16 protein-coding genes are annotated in these 18,457 nt (G+C 74.8%); 7 read left to right on the top strand and 9 right to left on the bottom strand.

What is annotated here, in order from left to right; translation table 11 throughout:
* Positions 1-603: 603 nt before the first annotated feature.
* Together CD790_RS36970 and CD790_RS24870 are read left to right on the top strand one after the other, a co-directional pair.
* Complete coding sequence (locus CD790_RS36970; RefSeq protein ID WP_399218175.1) at positions 604-3,033, top strand: hypothetical protein; 2,430 nt, start codon at positions 604-606, stop codon at positions 3,031-3,033.
* A 226-nt stretch (positions 3,034-3,259) separates the two neighbouring features.
* Complete coding sequence (locus tag CD790_RS24870) at positions 3,260-3,484, top strand: hypothetical protein (RefSeq protein WP_144385559.1); 225 nt, start codon at positions 3,260-3,262, stop codon at positions 3,482-3,484.
* Between the two features lie 42 nt (positions 3,485-3,526).
* Here the strand turns inward: CD790_RS24870 and CD790_RS24875 are convergent, their stop codons facing one another.
* The 5 genes from CD790_RS24875 to CD790_RS24895 form a co-directional block, all read right to left on the bottom strand.
* Positions 3,527-4,486 (bottom strand): 3-oxoacyl-ACP reductase, encoded by a 960-nt coding sequence (locus CD790_RS24875; protein ID WP_260867857.1) that lies wholly within the window; start codon positions 4,484-4,486, stop codon positions 3,527-3,529.
* 63 nt (positions 4,487-4,549) lie between these two features.
* Positions 4,550-5,626 carry a Zn-dependent alcohol dehydrogenase gene (locus CD790_RS24880; RefSeq protein WP_144385560.1) on the bottom strand — a complete coding sequence of 359 codons (1,077 nt, stop codon included), beginning with the start codon at positions 5,624-5,626 and terminating at the stop codon, positions 4,550-4,552.
* Positions 5,627-5,668: 42 nt separating this feature from the next.
* Entirely contained in the window at positions 5,669-6,523 is an 855-nt protein-coding gene (locus CD790_RS24885; RefSeq protein ID WP_144385561.1) for a MaoC/PaaZ C-terminal domain-containing protein, read from the bottom strand.
* 283 nt (positions 6,524-6,806) lie between these two features.
* The gene (locus CD790_RS24890) at positions 6,807-7,685 is read right to left on the bottom strand and encodes an SDR family NAD(P)-dependent oxidoreductase (RefSeq protein ID WP_144385562.1); all 879 of its coding nucleotides are present in this window, start codon (positions 7,683-7,685) and stop codon (positions 6,807-6,809) included.
* A complete protein-coding gene (locus CD790_RS24895; RefSeq protein ID WP_144385563.1) occupies positions 7,682-9,172 on the bottom strand; it encodes an MFS transporter in 1,491 nt (496 codons plus the stop codon). Before CD790_RS24895 ends, CD790_RS24890 begins: the two co-directional genes overlap by 4 nt.
* A gap of 252 nt (positions 9,173-9,424) precedes the next feature.
* Between CD790_RS24895 and CD790_RS24900 the strand changes: the two genes are divergently transcribed.
* From CD790_RS24900 to CD790_RS24915, 4 genes are all read left to right on the top strand, one after another.
* Complete coding sequence (locus CD790_RS24900; protein ID WP_144385564.1) at positions 9,425-10,105, top strand: class I SAM-dependent methyltransferase; 681 nt, start codon at positions 9,425-9,427, stop codon at positions 10,103-10,105.
* Positions 10,106-10,142: 37 nt separating this feature from the next.
* A complete protein-coding gene (locus CD790_RS24905; protein WP_144385565.1) occupies positions 10,143-11,090 on the top strand; it encodes an N-acetylmuramoyl-L-alanine amidase in 948 nt (315 codons plus the stop codon).
* A gap of 179 nt (positions 11,091-11,269) precedes the next feature.
* Positions 11,270-12,088, top strand: coding sequence for a DUF5336 domain-containing protein (locus CD790_RS24910; protein WP_144385566.1), 819 nt, complete (start codon positions 11,270-11,272; stop codon positions 12,086-12,088).
* A gap of 164 nt (positions 12,089-12,252) precedes the next feature.
* The gene (locus CD790_RS24915) at positions 12,253-13,263 is read left to right on the top strand and encodes an LLM class F420-dependent oxidoreductase (RefSeq protein ID WP_144385567.1); all 1,011 of its coding nucleotides are present in this window, start codon (positions 12,253-12,255) and stop codon (positions 13,261-13,263) included.
* Positions 13,264-13,284: 21 nt separating this feature from the next.
* On the opposite strand, the gene CD790_RS24920 is transcribed toward CD790_RS24915, so the two are convergent.
* The 4 genes from CD790_RS24920 to CD790_RS24935 all read right to left on the bottom strand — a co-directional run bounded on the left by CD790_RS24920 (position 13,285) and on the right by CD790_RS24935 (position 17,508).
* Positions 13,285-14,097 (bottom strand): maleylpyruvate isomerase family mycothiol-dependent enzyme, encoded by an 813-nt coding sequence (locus tag CD790_RS24920; protein ID WP_144385568.1) that lies wholly within the window; start codon positions 14,095-14,097, stop codon positions 13,285-13,287.
* A gap of 73 nt (positions 14,098-14,170) precedes the next feature.
* Complete coding sequence (locus CD790_RS24925) at positions 14,171-15,265, bottom strand: prenyltransferase (RefSeq protein WP_144385569.1); 1,095 nt, start codon at positions 15,263-15,265, stop codon at positions 14,171-14,173.
* Positions 15,262-16,062 (bottom strand): class I SAM-dependent methyltransferase, encoded by an 801-nt coding sequence (locus tag CD790_RS24930; RefSeq protein ID WP_144385570.1) that lies wholly within the window; start codon positions 16,060-16,062, stop codon positions 15,262-15,264. Before CD790_RS24930 ends, CD790_RS24925 begins: the two co-directional genes overlap by 4 nt.
* 123 nt (positions 16,063-16,185) lie before the next feature.
* The gene (locus CD790_RS24935; RefSeq protein ID WP_144385571.1) at positions 16,186-17,508 is read right to left on the bottom strand and encodes a glycosyltransferase family 4 protein; all 1,323 of its coding nucleotides are present in this window, start codon (positions 17,506-17,508) and stop codon (positions 16,186-16,188) included.
* Positions 17,509-17,728: 220 nt separating this feature from the next.
* Between CD790_RS24935 and CD790_RS24940 the strand changes: the two genes are divergently transcribed.
* Entirely contained in the window at positions 17,729-18,334 is a 606-nt protein-coding gene (locus CD790_RS24940; protein ID WP_144385572.1) for a TetR family transcriptional regulator, read from the top strand.
* The last annotated feature ends 123 nt before the right edge of the window (positions 18,335-18,457 follow it).

Below are 18,457 nucleotides of genomic sequence, written 5' to 3' on the forward strand. Positions count from 1 at the left end.
CTCCCACCTGTGCCCTGTTGTCCCGGAGCCGTCGGTGCCGCTTCTCCGTCCGACCGCGACGCGAGCCGCCGCCGGGACGGCGGGGAGCGGCCACCTGGGCCCGGTGGGCGATCGTCTGCGGTGGCGGTCAGGGGGCGTACGGCAGCGGAGGCCGGGCCCGTATCCGCCCCGCGCCCCGGATCGCGCGGCGCGGACCACGGACCGGGGGCTGGAGACGGCGAACGCGGGCATCCGGGCACGCGGCCCGACGGACCCACGGAGACGGGGACGCGGGGACGCGGGGACGCGCGGAGACCCGGCCGCACGGAGACGCGGCCCGACGGACCTCGCCCCGCGGGCTACGGCCCTCGCGCCGCGGGCTACGGAATGCGGTCCACCGGCTACGAGCCACGGACCGCGCATCACGGGCCCGGCTCCACCGACGCCCGTGTCCGGCTCAACCAGAGACCGAATCACCACAAACGCACCCCCCGCCCAGCACACCCGACTCCACCTCCTCAGCGGAATCAGGCAGTTGCCACCCTTATGTGTGAACGGGCGCAACTCGCACTGTTCGGCTGGAAGTGCGAAAACTACGTTCATCAGGCGGAGGTGACGTACACCATGACGGCCTGTGCCACCGAATCCCAGAGCGCCAGCGCTACGAGCCTGCCGAAGGTCGACGCCACGGCGGCGCGCGGCGCGGAGTCCCGGGAGCGCCCGGCGCCTCGTCCCCGCGCGGACCTCGCCATCGCGGCCGACGGCTCCTACGCGGCGCGGCTGACGCTGAGCGCCGCGACGGGCAGCTGGTACCCCGAGCGCTGGACGCTGGACGGCCCCGAGCCGTACGCCGTGCCGCTGGCCGGGCGGCAACCGGAGGAGCCGGACAGCGAGGTGCAGCCGCTCGCCGACGGGCGGGTGCTGATCCGCCGCCGGGTGGCCGACCGGCACGCGCTGTCGCTGCTCTATCCGACCGGCCCGGGCACCGGTGAGCGACAGGTGGGCTCCGTCGACTGCGCCGAGCTGTCCCTGCTGCCGCCCGCGCCGGGCGGCACGGCCGTCTTCGCGCTCGGTCGCGGCGCGGGCGCCGGGGCGACCACGACCTCGCTGTGGCTGGTATACGGGGCCGACGCCCCGCGCCGCATCGTCGAACTGCCCGGGCGCTGCACGGGCGGCAGCTGGCTGGACCGCGGCGGCCGGCTGCTGGCGCTCGACCGGGAACTCGACGGCCGGACCAAGGCGGTCGCGGTCGACCTACGGCGCGACGGCGAGACCAGTCCGCTGCTCCAGATCACCGAGAGGAGCAACGACCGGCTGCTGCTGGCCGATCCGGACAGCGGACTGCTGCTGGTGCGGTCCGACGCCCCCGGCCAGGAACGGCTGGGCTGGGGGGTGCTGGGCTCCGCGCTGCCGGTGCGGTTCCCGGAGTGCCTGCGGCTGGCCGGGGCGGCGGCCACCCCGTTCGCGGTGCAGCCCGGCCAGGCGCTGGCCCCGGAGGGGTGTGCGGTGGCCTTCCAGATCGACGATCGCGGCGGACCGTCGATCGCCGTGTGGCGCCCCGCCGAGCGGCGGTTGCAGCGGCTGGCGGCGCCGCCCGGCTGGCTGCCGGGCGCCGGCCTGTGGACCCGCGACGGCGAGCTGCGGCTGCCGTACGCGACCGGGCAGGTGCCCTGCGGCCTCGCGCGTGTGCGGCTGCCGTGCGGCGCCTACGGGATGTCCGCGCGGCCGGAGGTCGGGACAGACACCCCGTCCGAAGCCGGGACGGACACGAGCGCCCGGGCGGGCACGAGCGCTGTCGCGGGCGCGGCCGCCACGACGGGCGCGCGGTCCCAGGCCGGCGCGGGTGCCGGTGCCGGGGCGCCGGCGGCCGGGGCGGGGACACACCCCGACGCCGGGGCGGGCGCGGGCAGCGGAACGCCGGCATCCGGCGCGGGCGAGGGCTCGGGCCTGGTCGGCGAAACATCGGGGTCCGGCGCGCGCGGCGAAACGCCGGCATCCGGCGTGGGCGCGGGCAGCGAAACGTCCGGGGCCGGCGCGGGCGCGGACAGCGAAACGTCGGGATCCGGGCTGAACACAGGCCGCGGAACGCCGGTCTCCGGGGTGGGCGTGAAGCCGGGCAGGGGGGCGCGCGTGCTGAGGCGGCGTGGCGAAGCCAGACCCCGCACCCGGCCGGACGCCGAGCCGCCGCACCCCTCCGGACCCGCGCCGGCCACGCCGCGCCCGACGGGGGCAACCGCGGGAGGGGCCATCCCGGCCGGAGCCATCCTGGCGGGAGCCATCCTGGCGGGAGGCCCTGCTGCGTTACCTGCCACTCCAGCAGGAGGCATGCCGGCAGGCGCCCATCCGACGGGAGCCAGCCGGGCAGGGGCAGACCCGACGGGAACCACTCAGGCACGGGGCAACCCGACGGGGACCGCCGCGGCAGGGACAGACCCGACGGGAACGGCCCAGGCAGGGGGGGCCACCCTCACGCGAACCCCCCAGGCGGGGATCAGCCCGGAAGCCACCCCGGCAGGGATCATCCCGACGGGAACCACCCCGGCAGGGCTCACCCCCACACGGACCACCCCCACAGCGACCGCCCCCACAGGGCTCACCTCGACAGGGACCGCCCCGACCTGGGCGGGTGGCGGCGGGGGCGGCGAGGCGCGGCCGGGGGGCTTGCCCGCCGGCCGCCGGGCGGCGCCGGGGTCGGCGGCCGGCTCACCGCTGCCTGGCCCCTCCGTCGACGGCCGGATCACGGTGCGCGGGCTGGTGTGGGAGCGGCGCGGCGGTCCGGAGGCGGCGGGGCGTCCGGTCGGCGCGGGCCCCGCGCCTGGCGCGGCGTCCGTACCGCGGCCGATCTGGGCCCGCCATACGGGCGCGGTCGACGGGGCCGCGGGCGCGTGCGGCCCGTCGCACGCCGCCACGGAAGGCGCGACGGGGAGCGTGGCCGAGGGCTCGACGGGACCCACGATGGCAGGCGTGACAGCGCTCGGAGGGGGCGCGCCCGCGGCCGGCGGCGCGGCACCGCGGCCGGTGCCGCTCCAGCAGGCGCCGATGGCGCGGCCCTGAGCGATCGCCCCCACCACCAACCCGCTTGTCCTACCGGCGAGTCCGGCACCCTCCAGATCGCCGACCTGGCTAAAATCGCCCCGGGGGGCTTACGCGGCCACGTGTTCCGTACACCACCGACGCTCGACGGTGGCGGCTTCACGGAGCGTTCCGGTGGCGCGTGCGGTCGGTCGTGACGGGCCTCTCGTGCACCGCACGAAACCGATTTGACGGGGTGAATTCCCACATGACCGAAGCCCGAAGCGACGCCGTCCAGCCGTACCGGCAGTCCCCTCCGCACGCCTTCCCACAAGCCTTCCCGCAGTCCCCGGACGCCACGGCGCAGAGCGCCTCCATAGCCCCGGTGGGCGGGGGCCGACATCGTGGAGTGCAGGCCGCGTCCGAGGACGCGCAGGCCCCCGGCCACGGCCGGCACCGCAGGCCCACGCCGCCGCAGCAGCAGGCGTCCTGAGCCCGCGGCCGCCACGCCGAGGGCGGCCCGCCCGGTCCCGGGTCAGCCCCGTTTGAGGGAGAGCACCTCGACCGCGGCGAACGACTCGCCCGGCGGCCGCGCCGCGTAGTACGGGGTGAGCAGCCCCGCCAGTTCCTCCGCGGTGAAGGCGCGCTGCTCGGTGTCGAACTTGGCGGCGACCCGGGGCCGGTCCACGATCGCCACCATCCCGCCGTGCACGACGAAGAGCTGCCCGCTGACCTCCGCGGCGGCGGGCGAGGCGAGATAGCCGACGAGCGGTGCGACGTGTTCGGGGGCCAGCGGGTCGAGCGCGTCCCCCGGCGCCCCCGTCGGCCGGGCCGGGACCGCGGCGAAGACGTCCTCGGTCATCCGGGTGCGGGCGCGGGGGCAGATGGCGTTGGCCGTCACGCCGTAGCGGGCGAGGGCGGCGGCGGTGGAGGTGGTCAGGCCGACGACGCCGCCCTTGGCCGCGGCGTAGTTGGGCTGGCCGGCCGAGCCGGCGAGGAACGCCTCGGACGAGGTGTTGACGATCCGGCCGTGGACCGGTCGGCCGTCCGCCGCCTTGGCCCGCTCCCGCCAGTGGGCGGCGGCGAAGCGGATGGTGTTGAAGGCGCCCTTCAGGTGCACGCGGATGACCGCGTCCCACTCGTCCTCGGTCATCGAGAAGACCATCCGGTCGCGGAGGATGCCGGCGTTGTTGACCAGGACGTCGAGGCCGCCGCCGGTGTCGACCGCCAGGTGGACCAGCCCGCGCGCCACCTCGAAGTCGGCCACGTCGCCGAGGTGGGCGGTGGCCCTGCCGCCGGCCGCCCGGATCTCGGCGACGACCTCCTCGGCCGGCCCCGGCTCACCGTGCTCGTTGACGATGACGTGGGCGCCCAGCCGGGCCAGTTCCAGCGCTTCCGCGCGGCCGAGCCCGCGGCCTCCGCCGGTGACGATCGCCGTCTTCCCCTCCAGCGACACCGTGCCCGCCATGGCCGTCGTCGCCGCCCTGTCCGCCATGCCCCGCCCCTTCCGTCTCCGCTCTCCGACCGCCGGACTGCTCGGCTAGAACCCGCCGGCGCCTCAGATCTCGATGCAGGTGCGCAGCGCCGCGCCCGTCCGCATCTGGTCGAGCGCGTCGTTGACCTCCTCCAGCCGCACCCGGTGGGTGATCAGCCCCTCCAGGTCGATGCGGCCCGCCCGCCACAGCGCGATGGCCCGCTCGTAGGAGCGGAGCACGTCGCCGCCCCCGTACAGCGAGGGCAGGATGCGCTTCTCGTCGAAGAACAGCTCGAACATGCTGATCCGTAGGTGGTCGTCGAGCGCGCCCGCGCCGACCACGCACAGGGTGCCGCCGCGGCGGGTCGACTCGTAGGCGGTGCGGGCGGTCGCCGAGGTGCCGACGACCTCGAAGACGTAGTCGAAGCCCTCGCCCGCGGTGACGCGGCCCTTGGCGTCGGCGAGCCCGTCGGGGGCGACCGCCTCGGTGGCGCCGAAGCGGAGCGCCGCCTCTCGGCGGGAGGCGACGGGGTCGACGGCGACGATCCGCGCGGCGCCGGCGACTCTGGCGCCCTGGATGGTGCTGATGCCCACGCCGCCGCAGCCGATGACGGCCACCGAGGAACCGGCCGCCACCCGCGCGGTGTTGAGGGCGGCGCCGAGGCCGGTGGAGACCCCGCAGCCGATCAGGGCGGCGATGTCGAAGGGCACGTCGTCGGGGATGGGCACGGCGCTGCCGGCCCCGACGACGATCTCCTCGGCGAAGGTGCCGGTGCCGGCGAAGCCGAAGACCTCGCCGGCGGGGCGGGTGAAGTTGGGCGTTCCGGCGCCGGCGAAGCCGGCCAGACACAGATGGCTCTGGCCACGCCGGCAGGCCGGGCAGCCGCGGCAGGCGGGCAGCCAGCAGATCAGCACCCGGTCGCCGGGGCCGAGCCCCGTCACGCCGTCGCCGACGTCGAGCACCTCGCCGGCGCCCTCGTGGCCGGGGATGAACGGCGCCGGCTGCGGCAGCACGCCCTTCATCGCGGACACGTCCGAGTGGCACAGCCCGGTGGCCCGCACCCGCAGCCTGACCTTGCCGGGGCCGAGCCCCACCGGCTCCACGTCGTCGAGGACGTCGAGCCTGTCCTGCCCGATCTCGTGCAGTACGGCTGCGCGCACGGTGCGGCTCCCTTCGTACGACCGTCCAGACGGCTTCCGGTATCAGGTGTGTTCGAGGACCGTGTCGGCGAGGACCGGCGCGTCGTCCCGCTCCACGGCGGTCGCCGTCGCCTGGATGCGGGAACCGTCCCGCCAGGCGCGGACGCGCAGCGTCTCCCCGGGGTAGACGACGCCGGAGAAGCGGGTGGCGTACGAGCGGACCCGGGCGACGTCCCCGTCGAGCAGGGTGTCCACCAGGGCCTTGAGCACCACGCCGTAGGAGCACAGGCCGTGCAGGATGGGCCGTTCGAAGCCGGCGCGCGCGGCGAAGTCGGGGTCGGCGTGCAGCGGGTTCCAGTCTCCGGAGAGCCGGTAGAGCAGCGCCTGGTCCTCGCGGAGCGGCCGCAGCAGGGTGTGGTCGGGCTCGCGGTCTGGGGCGTGGAGTCGCGTGGAGGGGCCGCGCTCACCGCCGAAGCCGCCCTCCCCCTTGACGAAGATCTGGGTGTCGCAGGTCCACAGCGGGCCGTCGGCGTCCGCGGTGGCGGTGCGCAGCACGATGACCGCGGCCTTGCCCTTGTCGTGGACGGCCGCGACCTTCGAGGTCTGCGTGGCGTCGCCGCTGATGGGGATGGGCCGGTGCACGGTGAGGGACTGTCCGCCGTGCAGCACGGCGGCGAGGTCGACGTCGATGCCGGGCGCCGCGAGCCCGCCGGCGAGCGCCATGCCGCCGCCCGCGACGGTGGCGAAGCTGGGCAGCACGTGCAGCCGGCTCTCCAGCGTGTAGCGGAGCTCGGCGGGGTCGGTCGCCGGGAGGCCCGCGCCGATGCCGAGGTGGTAGAGCAGGACGTCCTTGTGGTTCCAGATGATCTCGGCGCTGGTGGGCGGGGCCGAGACGGCTTTGACGGCGTCGATGGGCATCGGGTGGGTGCTCCTTGGCCGCGGTGACGGGGGGATCCGGTGCGAAGACCCCGGCCCGCCCGTCCGCACCGTCGGCCGCGCCGGGGTCGTCACTGGTCGGCCGGCCCGCGCGGTGCCTAGAACGCGTTCTAGCCGACGGGGCCATGTATAGCCCATCCCGCCTGGGGTGGGAAGACATCAGCCGCAGACTAACTGACGGCCCGTCAGTTTGGCGGGAGGACGCCGGCCGCTAGAGGTTCCGGCGGAGCCGGGGGCCGGTACGGCCCCGCCCTGACCGGAGCGCTCACGTCCGCAGGTATGAGGCCCCGTTGAGGTCCAGGACGGTGCCCGAGCTCCACTGGGCGGCCGGCGAGGCCAGCCACAGCACGGCCTCGGCGACCTCCTCCGGGCGCGCCACCCGCCCGAACGGGCTCTGCGCCCGGATCGCCGCGCCCTCCGCCCCGGCCAACCGGGGCGCGACCCGATCGGTGTCGATGAACCCCGGCGCCACCGAGGTGACGGCGATGCCGTGCGGGGCCAGGGCGACCGCCAGCGACTGGCCGAGCGCGTGCACCGCCGCCTTCGTCGCCCCGTACGCGGGGTGGTCGGGCTCGCCGCGGAACGCCCCGCGGGAGCCGACGTTGACGATGCGTCCACCGCCGCCCTGGTCGATCATGCACCCGGCGGCCAGCCGGCTGAGCTGGGCGGTGCCGAGGAGGTTGACGGCGACGTGCCGCTGCCAGACGGCCACCCACTCGTCGAACGGAGTGGTGGCGGGCGGGTGCGGACCGCTGTTGACGGCGGCGTTGTTCACCAGCACGTCGATGCCGCCCAGCGCCTCGGCCGCCGCGTCCACCAGTCGCGCCGCCTCCGCGGGGTCCGACACATCGGCGCCCAGCAGGACGTGGCCGGTGCCCTCCAGACTCGCCAGCGTGGCCTCGGCCTCCGCCCGGCGGCTGCCGAAGTGCACCGCGACCCGGTCCCCGTTGGCCGCGAACGCCTGGGCCACCGCCCGACCCACCCCGCGCGAGGCCCCGCTGACCAGCACCCGACGCCCGGTGGCCGGAAAGTCCGGAACATCGGGCAGATCGGAGGCGTCGGGGGCGTCCGGAACAGGGACGCCCGACGGAGCCGAGGCGTCCGCGGGAGCCGCGAGGTCGTCACGGGCACCGGGGTCGGTCATGCGTGTTCTCCCTTCCTGGCCGCCGCGCGGGCGCCCGGCAGCAGTACCGCCATCAGCACCACGCCCGCCACGATGATTCCCGAAGCCACCAGGAACGCCTGCCCGTATCCGGCGGCCAGCGCCCGCGGGTCCGGCGCTCCGCCCCCGCCGTGCGCCCCCGCCGCCCCCTCGGAGCCGATGCGCTCGGCCGCGACCGTGGCCAGCACGGTCAGCCCCAGCGCGCCGCCCAGTTGTCGGGAGGTGTTCACCAGGCCGGCCACCAGTCCGGCCTCGGAGGGCGCGGCGCCCGAGGTCGCGGCCGCGGCGAGCGGCGTCGCCATCAGCCCGGCGCCGAGCGACATGAGGACCCCGGGCCCCAGCACGGTGTCCAGGAAGGTGCCGTCCGCCCCCATCCGGCTCTGCCAGGCGAAGCCCAGGACGGCGAGCGACGCGCCGGCCATCGCGACCGCCTTGCCGTGGAAGCGGGCCATCAACCGCGGGGCCGCCTTGGAGCCGACGACGATGGACAGCGTGTGGGGGAGGAAGGCGAGCCCGGCCTTGACGGGGCCGTAGTGGAGCACGTTCTGGAGGTAGAGCGACAGGAAGTACCACATCGCGAACATGCCGGCACCGCAGATCACCATCACCGCGTTGGCCGCCGCTACCGCCCGCAGCCGGAACAGCCCGAGCGGCATCAGCGGCGCCTTCGTACGGGCCTCGACCGCCACGAAGGCCCCGATGACCACGAGCCCCGTCAGCAGCGGCACCAGCGAAGCGGCCGCGCTCCAGCCGTGCGACTCGGTCCGCGCGATGCCGTAGGCGAGCGTGCCGACCCCACCGGTCACCAACACCGCGCCCGGCACGTCCAGATGGCGCGCGGCCTCCCCGCGGCCCTCGGTCAGCCACACCGCGGCCGCGACCAGCACCAGCACCCCGACGGGCACGTTGACCAGCAGCACCCAGCGCCAGGACAGGTACTCGGTCAGCAGCCCGCCGACCAGGGCGCCCGCCGCACCGCCGCCGGCGCCCACCGCCGACCAGGTGCCGATGGCACGGGTGCGCGCCGCCCCGTCGGCGAAGGCGGTGGTGAGGATGGTGAGCGTGGCCGGGGAGAGCACCGCCGCCCCCACGCCCTGTGCGGCGCGCGCCGCCACCAGTTGCCAGGGCTGCTGGGCGAGGCCGCCCGCCAGGCTGGCCGCGAGGAAGAGCCCGAGTCCGGTGAGGAACGCCCGCTTGCGGCCGAAGATGTCGGCCACGCGCCCGCCCAGCAGCAGGAAGCCGGCGAAGGTGAGGGCGTAGGCGTTGACCACCCACTGCAGGCCGGTCTCGCCCAGCCCCAGGTCGGCGCGGATCGACGGCAGCGCCACATTGACGACCGAGACGTCGAGCACCACCAGGAACTGCCCCGCACACGCCGCGAGCAGCACCGCCCACATCGGCCGGGGGCGGCGGGAGGTGGCGGCGGCAGCGGCATCGGTGGGGGTCGATATCGGCGGCATGGCCGCCATGCTGACAGCCGATCGGCCGCGCCGGCAGGGAAATCCGACGCACCAGGGGCGCACGGGGTCCCAGGACTCGCGACCGAGGACCCGGCCGGGCCCGGCGGGAGCGGCCGGGGCGGCCGGGGGCGTCGAGGTGAGGCCGGCGGGGCTCGCGGGGCGCCCGTAGGGCAGCATGGGCGCGAGCCGCGCGCGCCCCAGCGCACGGCCCGAGCGCGAGCCGTAGGCACGCTCGTACGCACCGCCAGGAGGACGCGACAGATGGCCGGCACGCCCACTCCCACGACCGAGGGCCTCGTGACCGAGGGCCCCGCGCCCGCGATACTCGCCGCGTTCGAGGCGGCGAAGGGGTTCATGCCCGTCGACGAGGGTCTCGCCCTGTACGCCGCCGCCACCACCGCCGCGGGGCTCGGGCTGCCGCTGCTGGAGGTGGGAACGTACTGCGGCCGCTCCACGATCTTGCTGGCCGACGCCGCCCGCGCGGCGGGCACCGTGACGGTCACCGTCGACCACCACCGCGGCTCCGAGGAGCAGCAGCCCGGCTGGGAGTACCACGACCCGACGGTCGTGGACCCCGAGGTCGGCCGCATGGACACGCTGCCCGCCTTCCGCCGCACGCTGCACGCGGCCGGCCTGGAGGAGCACGTGATCGCCGTGGTGGGTCGCTCCCCCCAGGTCGCGGCGGTCTGGAACACCCCCGTCGGGCTCGTCTTCATCGACGGCGGCCACACCGACGAGCACGCCACCGGCGACTACGAGGGCTGGGCCCCGCATGTGGCACCCGGCGGGCTGCTGGTCATCCACGACGTCTTCCCCGACCCGGCCGACGGCGGCCAGGCCCCGTACCGCGTCTACCGCCGCGCCCTGGAGTCCGGCGCCTTCACCGAGGTCTCGGTGGCGCGCTCGCTGCGAGTGTTGCGCCGTACCGGCACGGGCATCTGATACGACTTCGGGGCGGCGGCCCGGTTACGATCGCGGCGTGTCCCACGGCAGCTCTCCCCCCACATCCGGCCGCCGCCCGCGCGGCACCCTGCTGACCCTGCTCGCCCTGGCCGCGCTGGCGCCGGCCGCCCTCGCGGGCTGCGTCGGCGACGGTGACCGTGACGGCCGAGGCGGCGCCGCTCACGGCAGCGGCTCCGGCAAGGGCAGCGGTACGGGCAGCGGCGAGCCCGACGGCGGACCCGCGTCTTCCGCATCGTCTCCCCCGCGAATGAACCCGTCCGGAAGCCCGGATAACAACAAAGACAATCGCGGCAGCCTCAAAGGCAAAGTGATCGTGATCGATCCCGGCCACAATCCCCACAACCGCGAACACCCTTCCGAGATCGCCCGACTCGTGGATATCGGTACCAAGAAGAAGGAATGCGACACCACGGGCACGGCGACGAACTCCGGTTACCCCGAAGCCTCGTTCACCCTCGATGTCGCGCGCCGCGCCCGCGCCCTGTTGGAAGAGCGCGGAGCGAAGGTGGAATTCACGCAGGACGGCGACCGGCGGTACGGCCCGTGCGTCGACGAACGGGCCCGGATCGGAAACCGGGCCGGAGCGGACGCCGTCGTCTCCGTCCACGCGGACGGCGCGGGCGCGGGCCAACGCGGATTCCACGTCATCGCCCCCGCGTCGGTGCGCGGCGGCGCCGCCGACACCTCCGCGATCGTCGGCCCCTCCCGCGAACTGGCCGAAGCCGTCATCGACCGCTTCACCGCCGCCACCCGCACCGAGCCGGCCAACTACCTCGGCGGCGGAACCGGGTTGACGATCCGCGACGATCTCGGGGGCCTGAATCTGTCAACCGTCCCCAAGGTGTTCATTGAGTGTGGCAATATGCGCGACTCGAAGGACGCGGCACGCCTGACCGACCCGAAGTGGCGCGCACGCGCGGCACAAGGGATCGCGGAGGGCATTACGGACTTCCTGCGGGGGTAAGTCGGCCACGGTCCGGAACGGCTCCGGAACAGGACCGTAACGGGGAGATACCGACCGCGCGACCCGACAGTTCCCGCCGTTAGATTCACCCGTACGATGGGGAACCCACCCCCGAGCCTTCGCGCACGCGTCCGGCGACAGCGACACGACTACTGACGAGATCGACAAAGGACCATACGTTGAACATCCGCTCTCTCACTAGGGGCGACGGCGTGGTGATCGGAGCAGCGGTGTTGCTGTTCATCGCCTCGTTCCTGGACTTCTACAAGGTCGACAACGACTTCGGCGGTTCGAAGGACTGGAACGGATGGAGCGGCGACTGGTTCCCCGTGCTGCCAGGCATCTTCCTGATGGGTGTCATCGCGGCTGCCCTGATCCTCGCCTCCCGTTTCCAGCCCTCGGCCCAGAACGTGCTGGGCCTCTCGCTTGAGCAGTGGGGCATGGCCTTCTCGGTGTCCGCCGCCTGGTCCGCCCTGTGGACCATCGCCGGCGGCCCGGACGGCGTCGACGCCGGCGCCGGCCAGATCCTCGGCCTGATCGCCGCCCTGGTGCTGGCCGCCGGCGCGCTGCTCACCCAGCGCGTCCCCGCCCTCAAGGCCCCGCTGATGGGCGCCGCGGGCCCGCAGGCCCCGACCCCGTTCGGCGGCGGCGCGCCGCAGGCCGGCTACGGCTACCCGGGCCCGCAGACCGGTGGCGGTGCCGCTCCGTTCGGCCAGCAGCAGCCGTTCGGTGCCCAGGCGGGTCAGCCCGCCGCGGGCGCCGGCGCCCCGCAGCCGGCCCCGGCGGCCGGCGGTGCCTCGGACTTCACGCCGTTCTGGTTCGCGGTTCCGGTGGCCCGTCCGCTGTACGCCGAGGACGGCTCGTCCAACACCATCGCCGAGCTCGCCCCCGGCACCTGGTACCTCGCGGTGGAGCAGCGCGGTCAGGCGCTCGTCGCCCAGACCCAGGACGGCCGCCGCGGCGTCCTCCAGGACACCTCCGGCATCCAGCGCGGCTAGCCCCCGCACCTCTGTCGCCAGCGACACGGCCCCCCGTCCTTCTGGGACGGGGGGCCGTTCCCCTTCCGGCGGCCCCGCGCCCCGGCCCGCACCGGGGCATTGCCGCGGCCGCGGCGACCCCGTACGGTCGTTCAGCTGACGTACCGTCACCCAAGGGGGCCCGCATGCGGCTCGGTCTGGCACTCGGCTACTGGTCCCGCACCCCCGCCCCCGGCCACCTCGCCCTCGCCCGGCAGGCGGAGACCTACGGCTACCACTCCGTCTGGACCGCCGAGTCCTGGGGTTCGGACGCCTTCACCCCACTCGCCTGGATCGCCGCGCACACCACCCGCATCCGACTGGGCACCGCCGTCGCGCAGATGGCCGCGCGCACGCCCACGGCCACCGCGATGCACGCGCTCACCCTGGACCACCTCTCCGGGGGGCGGCTGACGCTCGGGCTGGGGCTGTCCGGGCCACAGGTGGTGGAGGGCTGGTACGGGCGGCCGTTCCCGGCGAGTCCGCTCACCGCCACCCGCGAGTACGTGGACGTCGTACGACAGGTGCTGCGGCGGGCGGAGCCGGTGCGGCTGGCGGGGCGGTTCCACTCGCATCCGTACACCGGCGACGACGCCACCGGCCTCGGCCGGCCGCTCAAGTCGATCACCCACCCGCTCCGGGCCGACCTGCCCGTGCTGCTCGGCGCCGAGGGCCCCAGGAACATCGCGCAGACCGTGCGCATCGCCGACGGCTGGCTGCCGCTGTACTGGTCGCCGCTGCGCACGGCGATGTACGAGGAGCCGCTCGCCGCCGCTCCGGAGGGCTTCGTGGTGGCGCCGATCGCGCAGGCGCGGGTGTGTGACGACGTCTCCGAGGGGCTGCGGCCGGTCAAGGCGATGCTGGCCTTCTACATCGGCGGCATGGGCCACGCCCGCCACAACTTCCACGCCGACCTGATGGCCCGGATGGGCTTCGAGGAGGCGGCGCGACGGGTCCAGAAGCTGTTCGCCGAGGGGCACCGCGCCGAGGCGGTCGCGGCGGTGCCGGACGCCTTCGCGGACGAGATCTCGCTGGTCGGCCCGCGGGAGCGGGTCGCCGAGCGGCTGGAGCTGTGGCGGGCGGGCCCGGTGACGGATCTGCTGCTCACCGCCCCGGACCCGCTCACGCTGCGCGTCCTCGCCGAGCTCAACTCCTAGCGGGCCGCGCCCACCGCCCGACTAGCCGAACGTCGCGTGCTCCAGCCAGAAGTCCAGCACCGCGGCGTCGCCCAGCACCTCCACCCGGTCGCCGTCCACCGGCAGTCGGCGGTAGAAGGCCAGCAGCAGGTCCGTCATGGGGGCGCGCAGGGCGACGCTCGCCTTTCCGTGGGCGCGCCGCCAGGCGAAGCCCTCCTCGTCGAGCTCGATCAGCCACTCGGCCTCCGCCTCCGGGGCGGTGTCGGTGGCGTGCAGATGGAGGGAGCGGCCGGGGCCGCGCAGCTTGGCGAGGCCCGGGAAGACCGCGCGGAGGTTGGGCTGGCGGAGGACGTCCAGCCACTCGTCTACGGCGTCCGCCGCCACCTCCGGGGCCACGGTGTACTCCGCGCCGGCCGCGATGGCCCCGTCGGCCCGGTGGACCACCGTCTCGTGCGCCATGCGGCGGGCCCAGAAGCCGACGGTCTGGTCCTCCGCCCAGGTCCACACCGGGATCTTCGCACCGGCCGCGCGCAGCGTCTCGGCGAGCGCGGTGGCGCCCTTGGCCAGCCAGGCGTCCAGGGCCGCGAGGTCGTCGCCCCGCGGGGCGTCGTCGGGGACCTGATCCGGCGGCAGATAGGCGGTGGCGCGGGTGCGGACGATCGCCTCGGCCCAGCGGTGGGCGCTGCCGACGTGCCGCAGCAGGTCGGCGATCGACCAGTCGGGGCAGGTCGGGCAGGTCACGGACGGGTCGGCGCCGGTGACGGCGGCGCGCAACAGGTCGGTCTGGGCGATGATCTCGGTGCAGCAGCGGTCGTGGTCGAGGCGGTCGAAGCGGTGTACTCCCTGGTCGGTCATGGCCTCAGCCTAGAGGGCGGCACCGGATCCCTCCGGGCCGCCCTCGCCGACATCTGACGCCTCGTCGTCCGCGCTAACAGCAGCCGGCGTCCAGCCCGTTGGGCAGGCGTTCGCCGCCGAAGACCGCGGTGGTCGCCTCGTCGCCGCCGAGCGCGGCCACGGCCAGCAGCAGCGATCCGGCGGTCCAGGTGGTGCGTTCCTCGGGCCAGACGGCCTGGTCGTCGAAGACGTACCCCGTCCAGTACATGCCGTCGTCGGCGCGCAGGTGCGGCTGGATCCACTGGAGGATCTCCACGGCGCGGTCCGACTCGCCCATCACCCAGAGCGCGAGGGCCAGTTCGCAGCTCTCGCCGCCGGTGACCCAGGGGTTGGGGACGACACAGCGCACGCCCAGCCCGGGGACGACGAAGCGGTCCCAGCCGGACTCGATGCGCTCCTTGGCGGCGGCGCCGGTCACCGCCCCGCCGAGCACCGGGTAGTACCAGTCCATGGAGTAGCGGTCCTTGGCGAGGAACCGCTCCGGGTGGTGGCGTATGGCGTGCGCGAGCCGGCCGGCCGCGACCTCCCAGTCGGGCTGGGGTTCCTCGCGGTGTTCGGCGATGGCCAGGGCGCAGCGCAGCGCCTGGTAGATCGAGGAGTTGCCGGTGAGCAGCGCGTCGGCGACCTCCGTGCCGTCCGGGTCGCGCCGCCAGCCGATCTGGCCGCCGGGCTGCTGGAGGAGGAGTACGCACTCGATGGCGGCCAGCACGGTGGGCCACATGCTGTCCAGGAAGGCGTCGTCGCCCGTGGAGAGGTAGTGGTGCCACACGCCGACGGCGACGTACGCGCAGAAGTTGGTCTCGACGCCGCGGTCGGTGGGGCCGGCCGCGTCCACGCCGTCCGGCAGGTCGGGGTAGGCGGCGTACCAGGAGCCGTCCGGGTTCTGGTGCCGGGCGAGCCAGCGGTAGGCGGCTCGGGCACGCTCGTGTTCGCCGGCCGCGTCCAGGGCCATGGCCGCTTCGACGTGGTCCCACGGGTCGAGGTGGTGGCCGCGGAACCACGGTATGGCGCCGTCCTCGCGCTGGGCGGCGGCGATACCGGCGACGGTCTCCGCGGCCTGCTCGGCCGTGAGGACTCCGGACAGCACGAGACGTTCGGTGCGGCCGGGGCCGCGGCTGAATGCCGTCACGCGCCCGCCTCCGCGTCCGCCGCGGCGGTGTCGACGACACCGGCGGTGCTGGCGGCTCCGGTGGCGTGGTCGGCTTCGGCGGCCGCCCGCGGCTTGGTCGCGTACGCCACGAAGCTCTTGCCGACGAGCGGGTTGAGGGCCCGCTCGGCGAGCCGGGTGGCCAGCGGCTTCTTCATGATGTCCCAGACCAGCAGCTTGTGGTACGCGCGGACCGGCAGGGCCTTGTCGTTGTCCACGCCGAAGGCGCACTTGAGCCACCAGTAGGGGCTGTGCAGGGCGTGCGCGTGGTGGGTGCCGTACGGCCGCAGCCCGGCCTCGCGCATCTTGCCGAGCAGCTCGTCCGCCCGGTAGATGCGGATATGGCCGCCCTCGACCTCGTGGTACGCGTCCGAGAGCGCCCAGCAGACCTTCTCCGGTCCGTAGCGGGGCACGGTGATCGCGATCCGTCCGCCGGGCTTGAGCACCCGCACCATCTCGGCCAGCACTCCCTTGTCGTCGGGGATGTGCTCCATGACCTCGGAGATGATCACGACGTCGAAGCTGTCGTCCGGGAACGGCAGGGCGAGCGCGTCGCCCTCCATGGCGGTGGCGGTCGCGCCGGCCGGGGCCTCGCCGGCCTCCTTCATGGCGGCGAACCACTTGGCGACCTCACGGATCTCGTCGCCGTTGCGGTCGAGCGCGACGACGCGCGCGCCGCGCCGGTAGCACTCGAAGGCATGCCGTCCGGCGCCGCAGCCCAGGTCGAGGACGCGGTCGCCTGGGGCGAGCGGGAAGCGGGAGAAGTCGACGGTCAGCACGGGGTCTGCCTTCTGGGTCGGTGGGCGGCCGGCGAGGTCATGGGATCACGAGGGTGATGGGGCGGTGGCGGCGGGGTGGCCGTCCGGCGGCCACGCGCGGGCGACCGCCACGCCGCCCCGGGGCTAGGTGGGTTGGCCTTGGCGTGGGCGGCCGAGCGAGCCGGCCGCGGCCGGGCCCCGGCGCGCGGCGCCCCTCTGGGCCGCGATGGCCTCGCGGTACCGCTCCGCGGTGCCGATCGCCGCCTGCTCCCAGGTGAACCGCCGCAGCACCCGCTCGCGGCCCGCGCCCCCGAGCCGGCGGCGCAGTTCGGCGTCGCCGAGCAGCCGGGTGAGCGCGGTGGCGAGCGCCCCGGCGTCGCCGGGCGGCACCGCCAGGCAGGTCTCGCCGTCGGGTCCGGCGACCTCGGGGATGGCCCCGCCGGTGGTCGCGACCAGCGGGGTGCCGGTGGCCATGGCCTCGGCGGCGGGCAGCGAGAAGCCCTCGTAGAGGGAGGGGACGCAGGCGATCTGGGCGCTGCGCACCAGGTCGACCAGTTCGGCGTCGCTGATGCCCTTGACGAAGCGCACGGCGCCGTCGAGCCCGTAGGTCGCCATCGCGGTGGCCACCGGGCCCTCCTGGGGCTGCTTGCCGACCACCACGAGGTGGGCGTCGGGGTGCTCGGTGCGGACCTTGGCGAGCGCCTCGACGAGGTGGACCAGCCCCTTGAGGGGCACGTCCGCGCTGGAGGTGGTGACGATCCGGCCGGGGACCTCGGCGACGGCGGGGTCCGGGGAGAAGAGTCGGGTGTCGGCGCCTATGGGCACGACGTGGACGCGGTCCGGGCGCACCCCGAGGTCGTCGACGATCTCCCGGCGGGAGGAGCCGGAGACGGTGAGCACGGAGGGCAGCCGGCCCGCGACGCGCTTCTGCATCCGGGTGAAGCCGTACCAACGGCGCACGGACAGCCGGCGCTTCCAGTCGGCGGCCGCGTCCAGCTCCAGCCGCCGGTCGACGGTGATGGGGTGGTGCACGGTGGTGACCAGCGGGAAACCGATTCTGTCCAGGCCGAGCAGGCCGTAGCCCAGGGTCTGGTTGTCGTGCACGACGTCGAACTGGCCGCGGCGGGAGGCGAGGTGGCGGCGGACGCGGAGGCTGAACGTGAGCGGCTCCGGGAAGCCGCCGGTCCACATGGTGCCGACCTCCAGGGCGTCGATCCAGTCGCGGAACTCCTCGCGCCGCGGGGTGCGGAACGGGTCCGGCTGGCGGTAGAGGTCGAGACTGGGCAGCTCGGTGAGGGTGACCCCGTCGTCCAGGACCGGGTAGGGCTGGGCGCCGATGACCTCGACGCGGTGGCCCAGCCGGGCCAGCTCGCGCGACAGGTGGCGCACGTAGACGCCCTGGCCGCCGCAGAACGGGTTTCCCTTATAGGTGAGCAGCGCGATGCGCAGCGGGCTGTCGCTGGTCACTCGCGGCCCCCTTCTCGGTGCAGTTCAGCGGGAGCGTAGCCGCAAGCCGGAGGCTAGAACAAGTTTCACCTTGGTCACGGGCGGCGGGCGCGGGCAAGGGCGGCCGGGACGGCCCGAGGGCCGGTGGTCCGGTGCGGTTTCGGGTACGCAGACAGACCGCGCACCTGCCATCATGCACGGTGTCCGCAGCCTGCAGACGGAACGCACCGAAGTAGGACAGATGACCGCAGAAGCCAAGCCAGCCCCCCTGCAGCTGACCGAACGGCAAGAGGCGCGCCGTCGCCGGATCCTGCACGCCAGCGCGCAGTTGGCCAGCCGCGGCGGGTTCGACGCGGTGCAGATGCGCGAGGTGGCGGAGCTGTCCAGCGTGGCTCTCGGCACCCTCTACCGGTACTTCCCCTCCAAGGTCCATCTGCTCGTCGCCACCATGCAGGACCAGTTGCAGCAGTTGCACGAGACGCTGCGCAAGCGCCCGCCCACGGAGGTGGAGCCGTCCGCGCGGGTGGCACGGACGCTGATGCGGGCGTTCCGCGCGTTGCAGCGCGAGCCGCATCTGGCGGACGCGATGGTGCGGGCGTTGACCTTCGCCGACCGGTCGGTGAGCCCGGAGGTGGACGCCGTCTCGCGGCTCACCACCGCGATCATCCTGGACGCCATGCGACTGGCCGGCCCGCCGACCGCCGAGCAGCTCTCCGCGGTCCGCGTCATCGAGCACACCTGGCACTCGGCGCTGATCACCTGGCTGTCGGGGCGGGCCTCCATCGCCCAGGTCAAGATCGACATCGAGACGGTCTGTCGACTCATCGACCTTCCCGCCCCACACTGACCGCAGCACGGGGGCGCACGGGGCGCGCTACACGACCGTTTACGCGCCGCCAAGGCTTGAATGCGCCCCCGCGCCCCGCTATGGCTCGATTTTCGCGTCCATGACACGGCCCGGACCGGTATC

The sequence above is a fragment of the Streptomyces sp. SAJ15 genome (genome assembly GCF_007595705.1).
GTDB lineage: Bacteria > Actinomycetota > Actinomycetes > Streptomycetales > Streptomycetaceae > Streptomyces.

What these genes read in the sequence shown, in the direction of transcription:
- CD790_RS24940 (WP_144385572.1), top strand. Translation starts at nt 17,729, where the DNA reads ATGACCGCAGAAGCCAAGCCAGCCCCCCTGCAGCTGACCGAACGGCAA.
- CD790_RS24915 (WP_144385567.1), top strand. Translation starts at nt 12,253, where the DNA reads ATGCGGCTCGGTCTGGCACTCGGCTACTGGTCCCGCACCCCCGCCCCC.
- CD790_RS24870 (WP_144385559.1), top strand. Translation starts at nt 3,260, where the DNA reads ATGACCGAAGCCCGAAGCGACGCCGTCCAGCCGTACCGGCAGTCCCCT.
- CD790_RS24875 (WP_260867857.1), bottom strand. Translation starts at nt 4,486, where the DNA reads ATGGCGGACAGGGCGGCGACGACGGCCATGGCGGGCACGGTGTCGCTG.
- CD790_RS24890 (WP_144385562.1), bottom strand. Translation starts at nt 7,685, where the DNA reads ATGACCGACCCCGGTGCCCGTGACGACCTCGCGGCTCCCGCGGACGCC.
- CD790_RS24895 (WP_144385563.1), bottom strand. Translation starts at nt 9,172, where the DNA reads ATGGCGGCCATGCCGCCGATATCGACCCCCACCGATGCCGCTGCCGCC.
- CD790_RS24885 (WP_144385561.1), bottom strand. Translation starts at nt 6,523, where the DNA reads ATGCCCATCGACGCCGTCAAAGCCGTCTCGGCCCCGCCCACCAGCGCC.
- CD790_RS24900 (WP_144385564.1), top strand. Translation starts at nt 9,425, where the DNA reads ATGGCCGGCACGCCCACTCCCACGACCGAGGGCCTCGTGACCGAGGGC.
- CD790_RS36970 (WP_399218175.1), top strand. Translation starts at nt 604, where the DNA reads ATGACGGCCTGTGCCACCGAATCCCAGAGCGCCAGCGCTACGAGCCTG.
- CD790_RS24920 (WP_144385568.1), bottom strand. Translation starts at nt 14,097, where the DNA reads ATGACCGACCAGGGAGTACACCGCTTCGACCGCCTCGACCACGACCGC.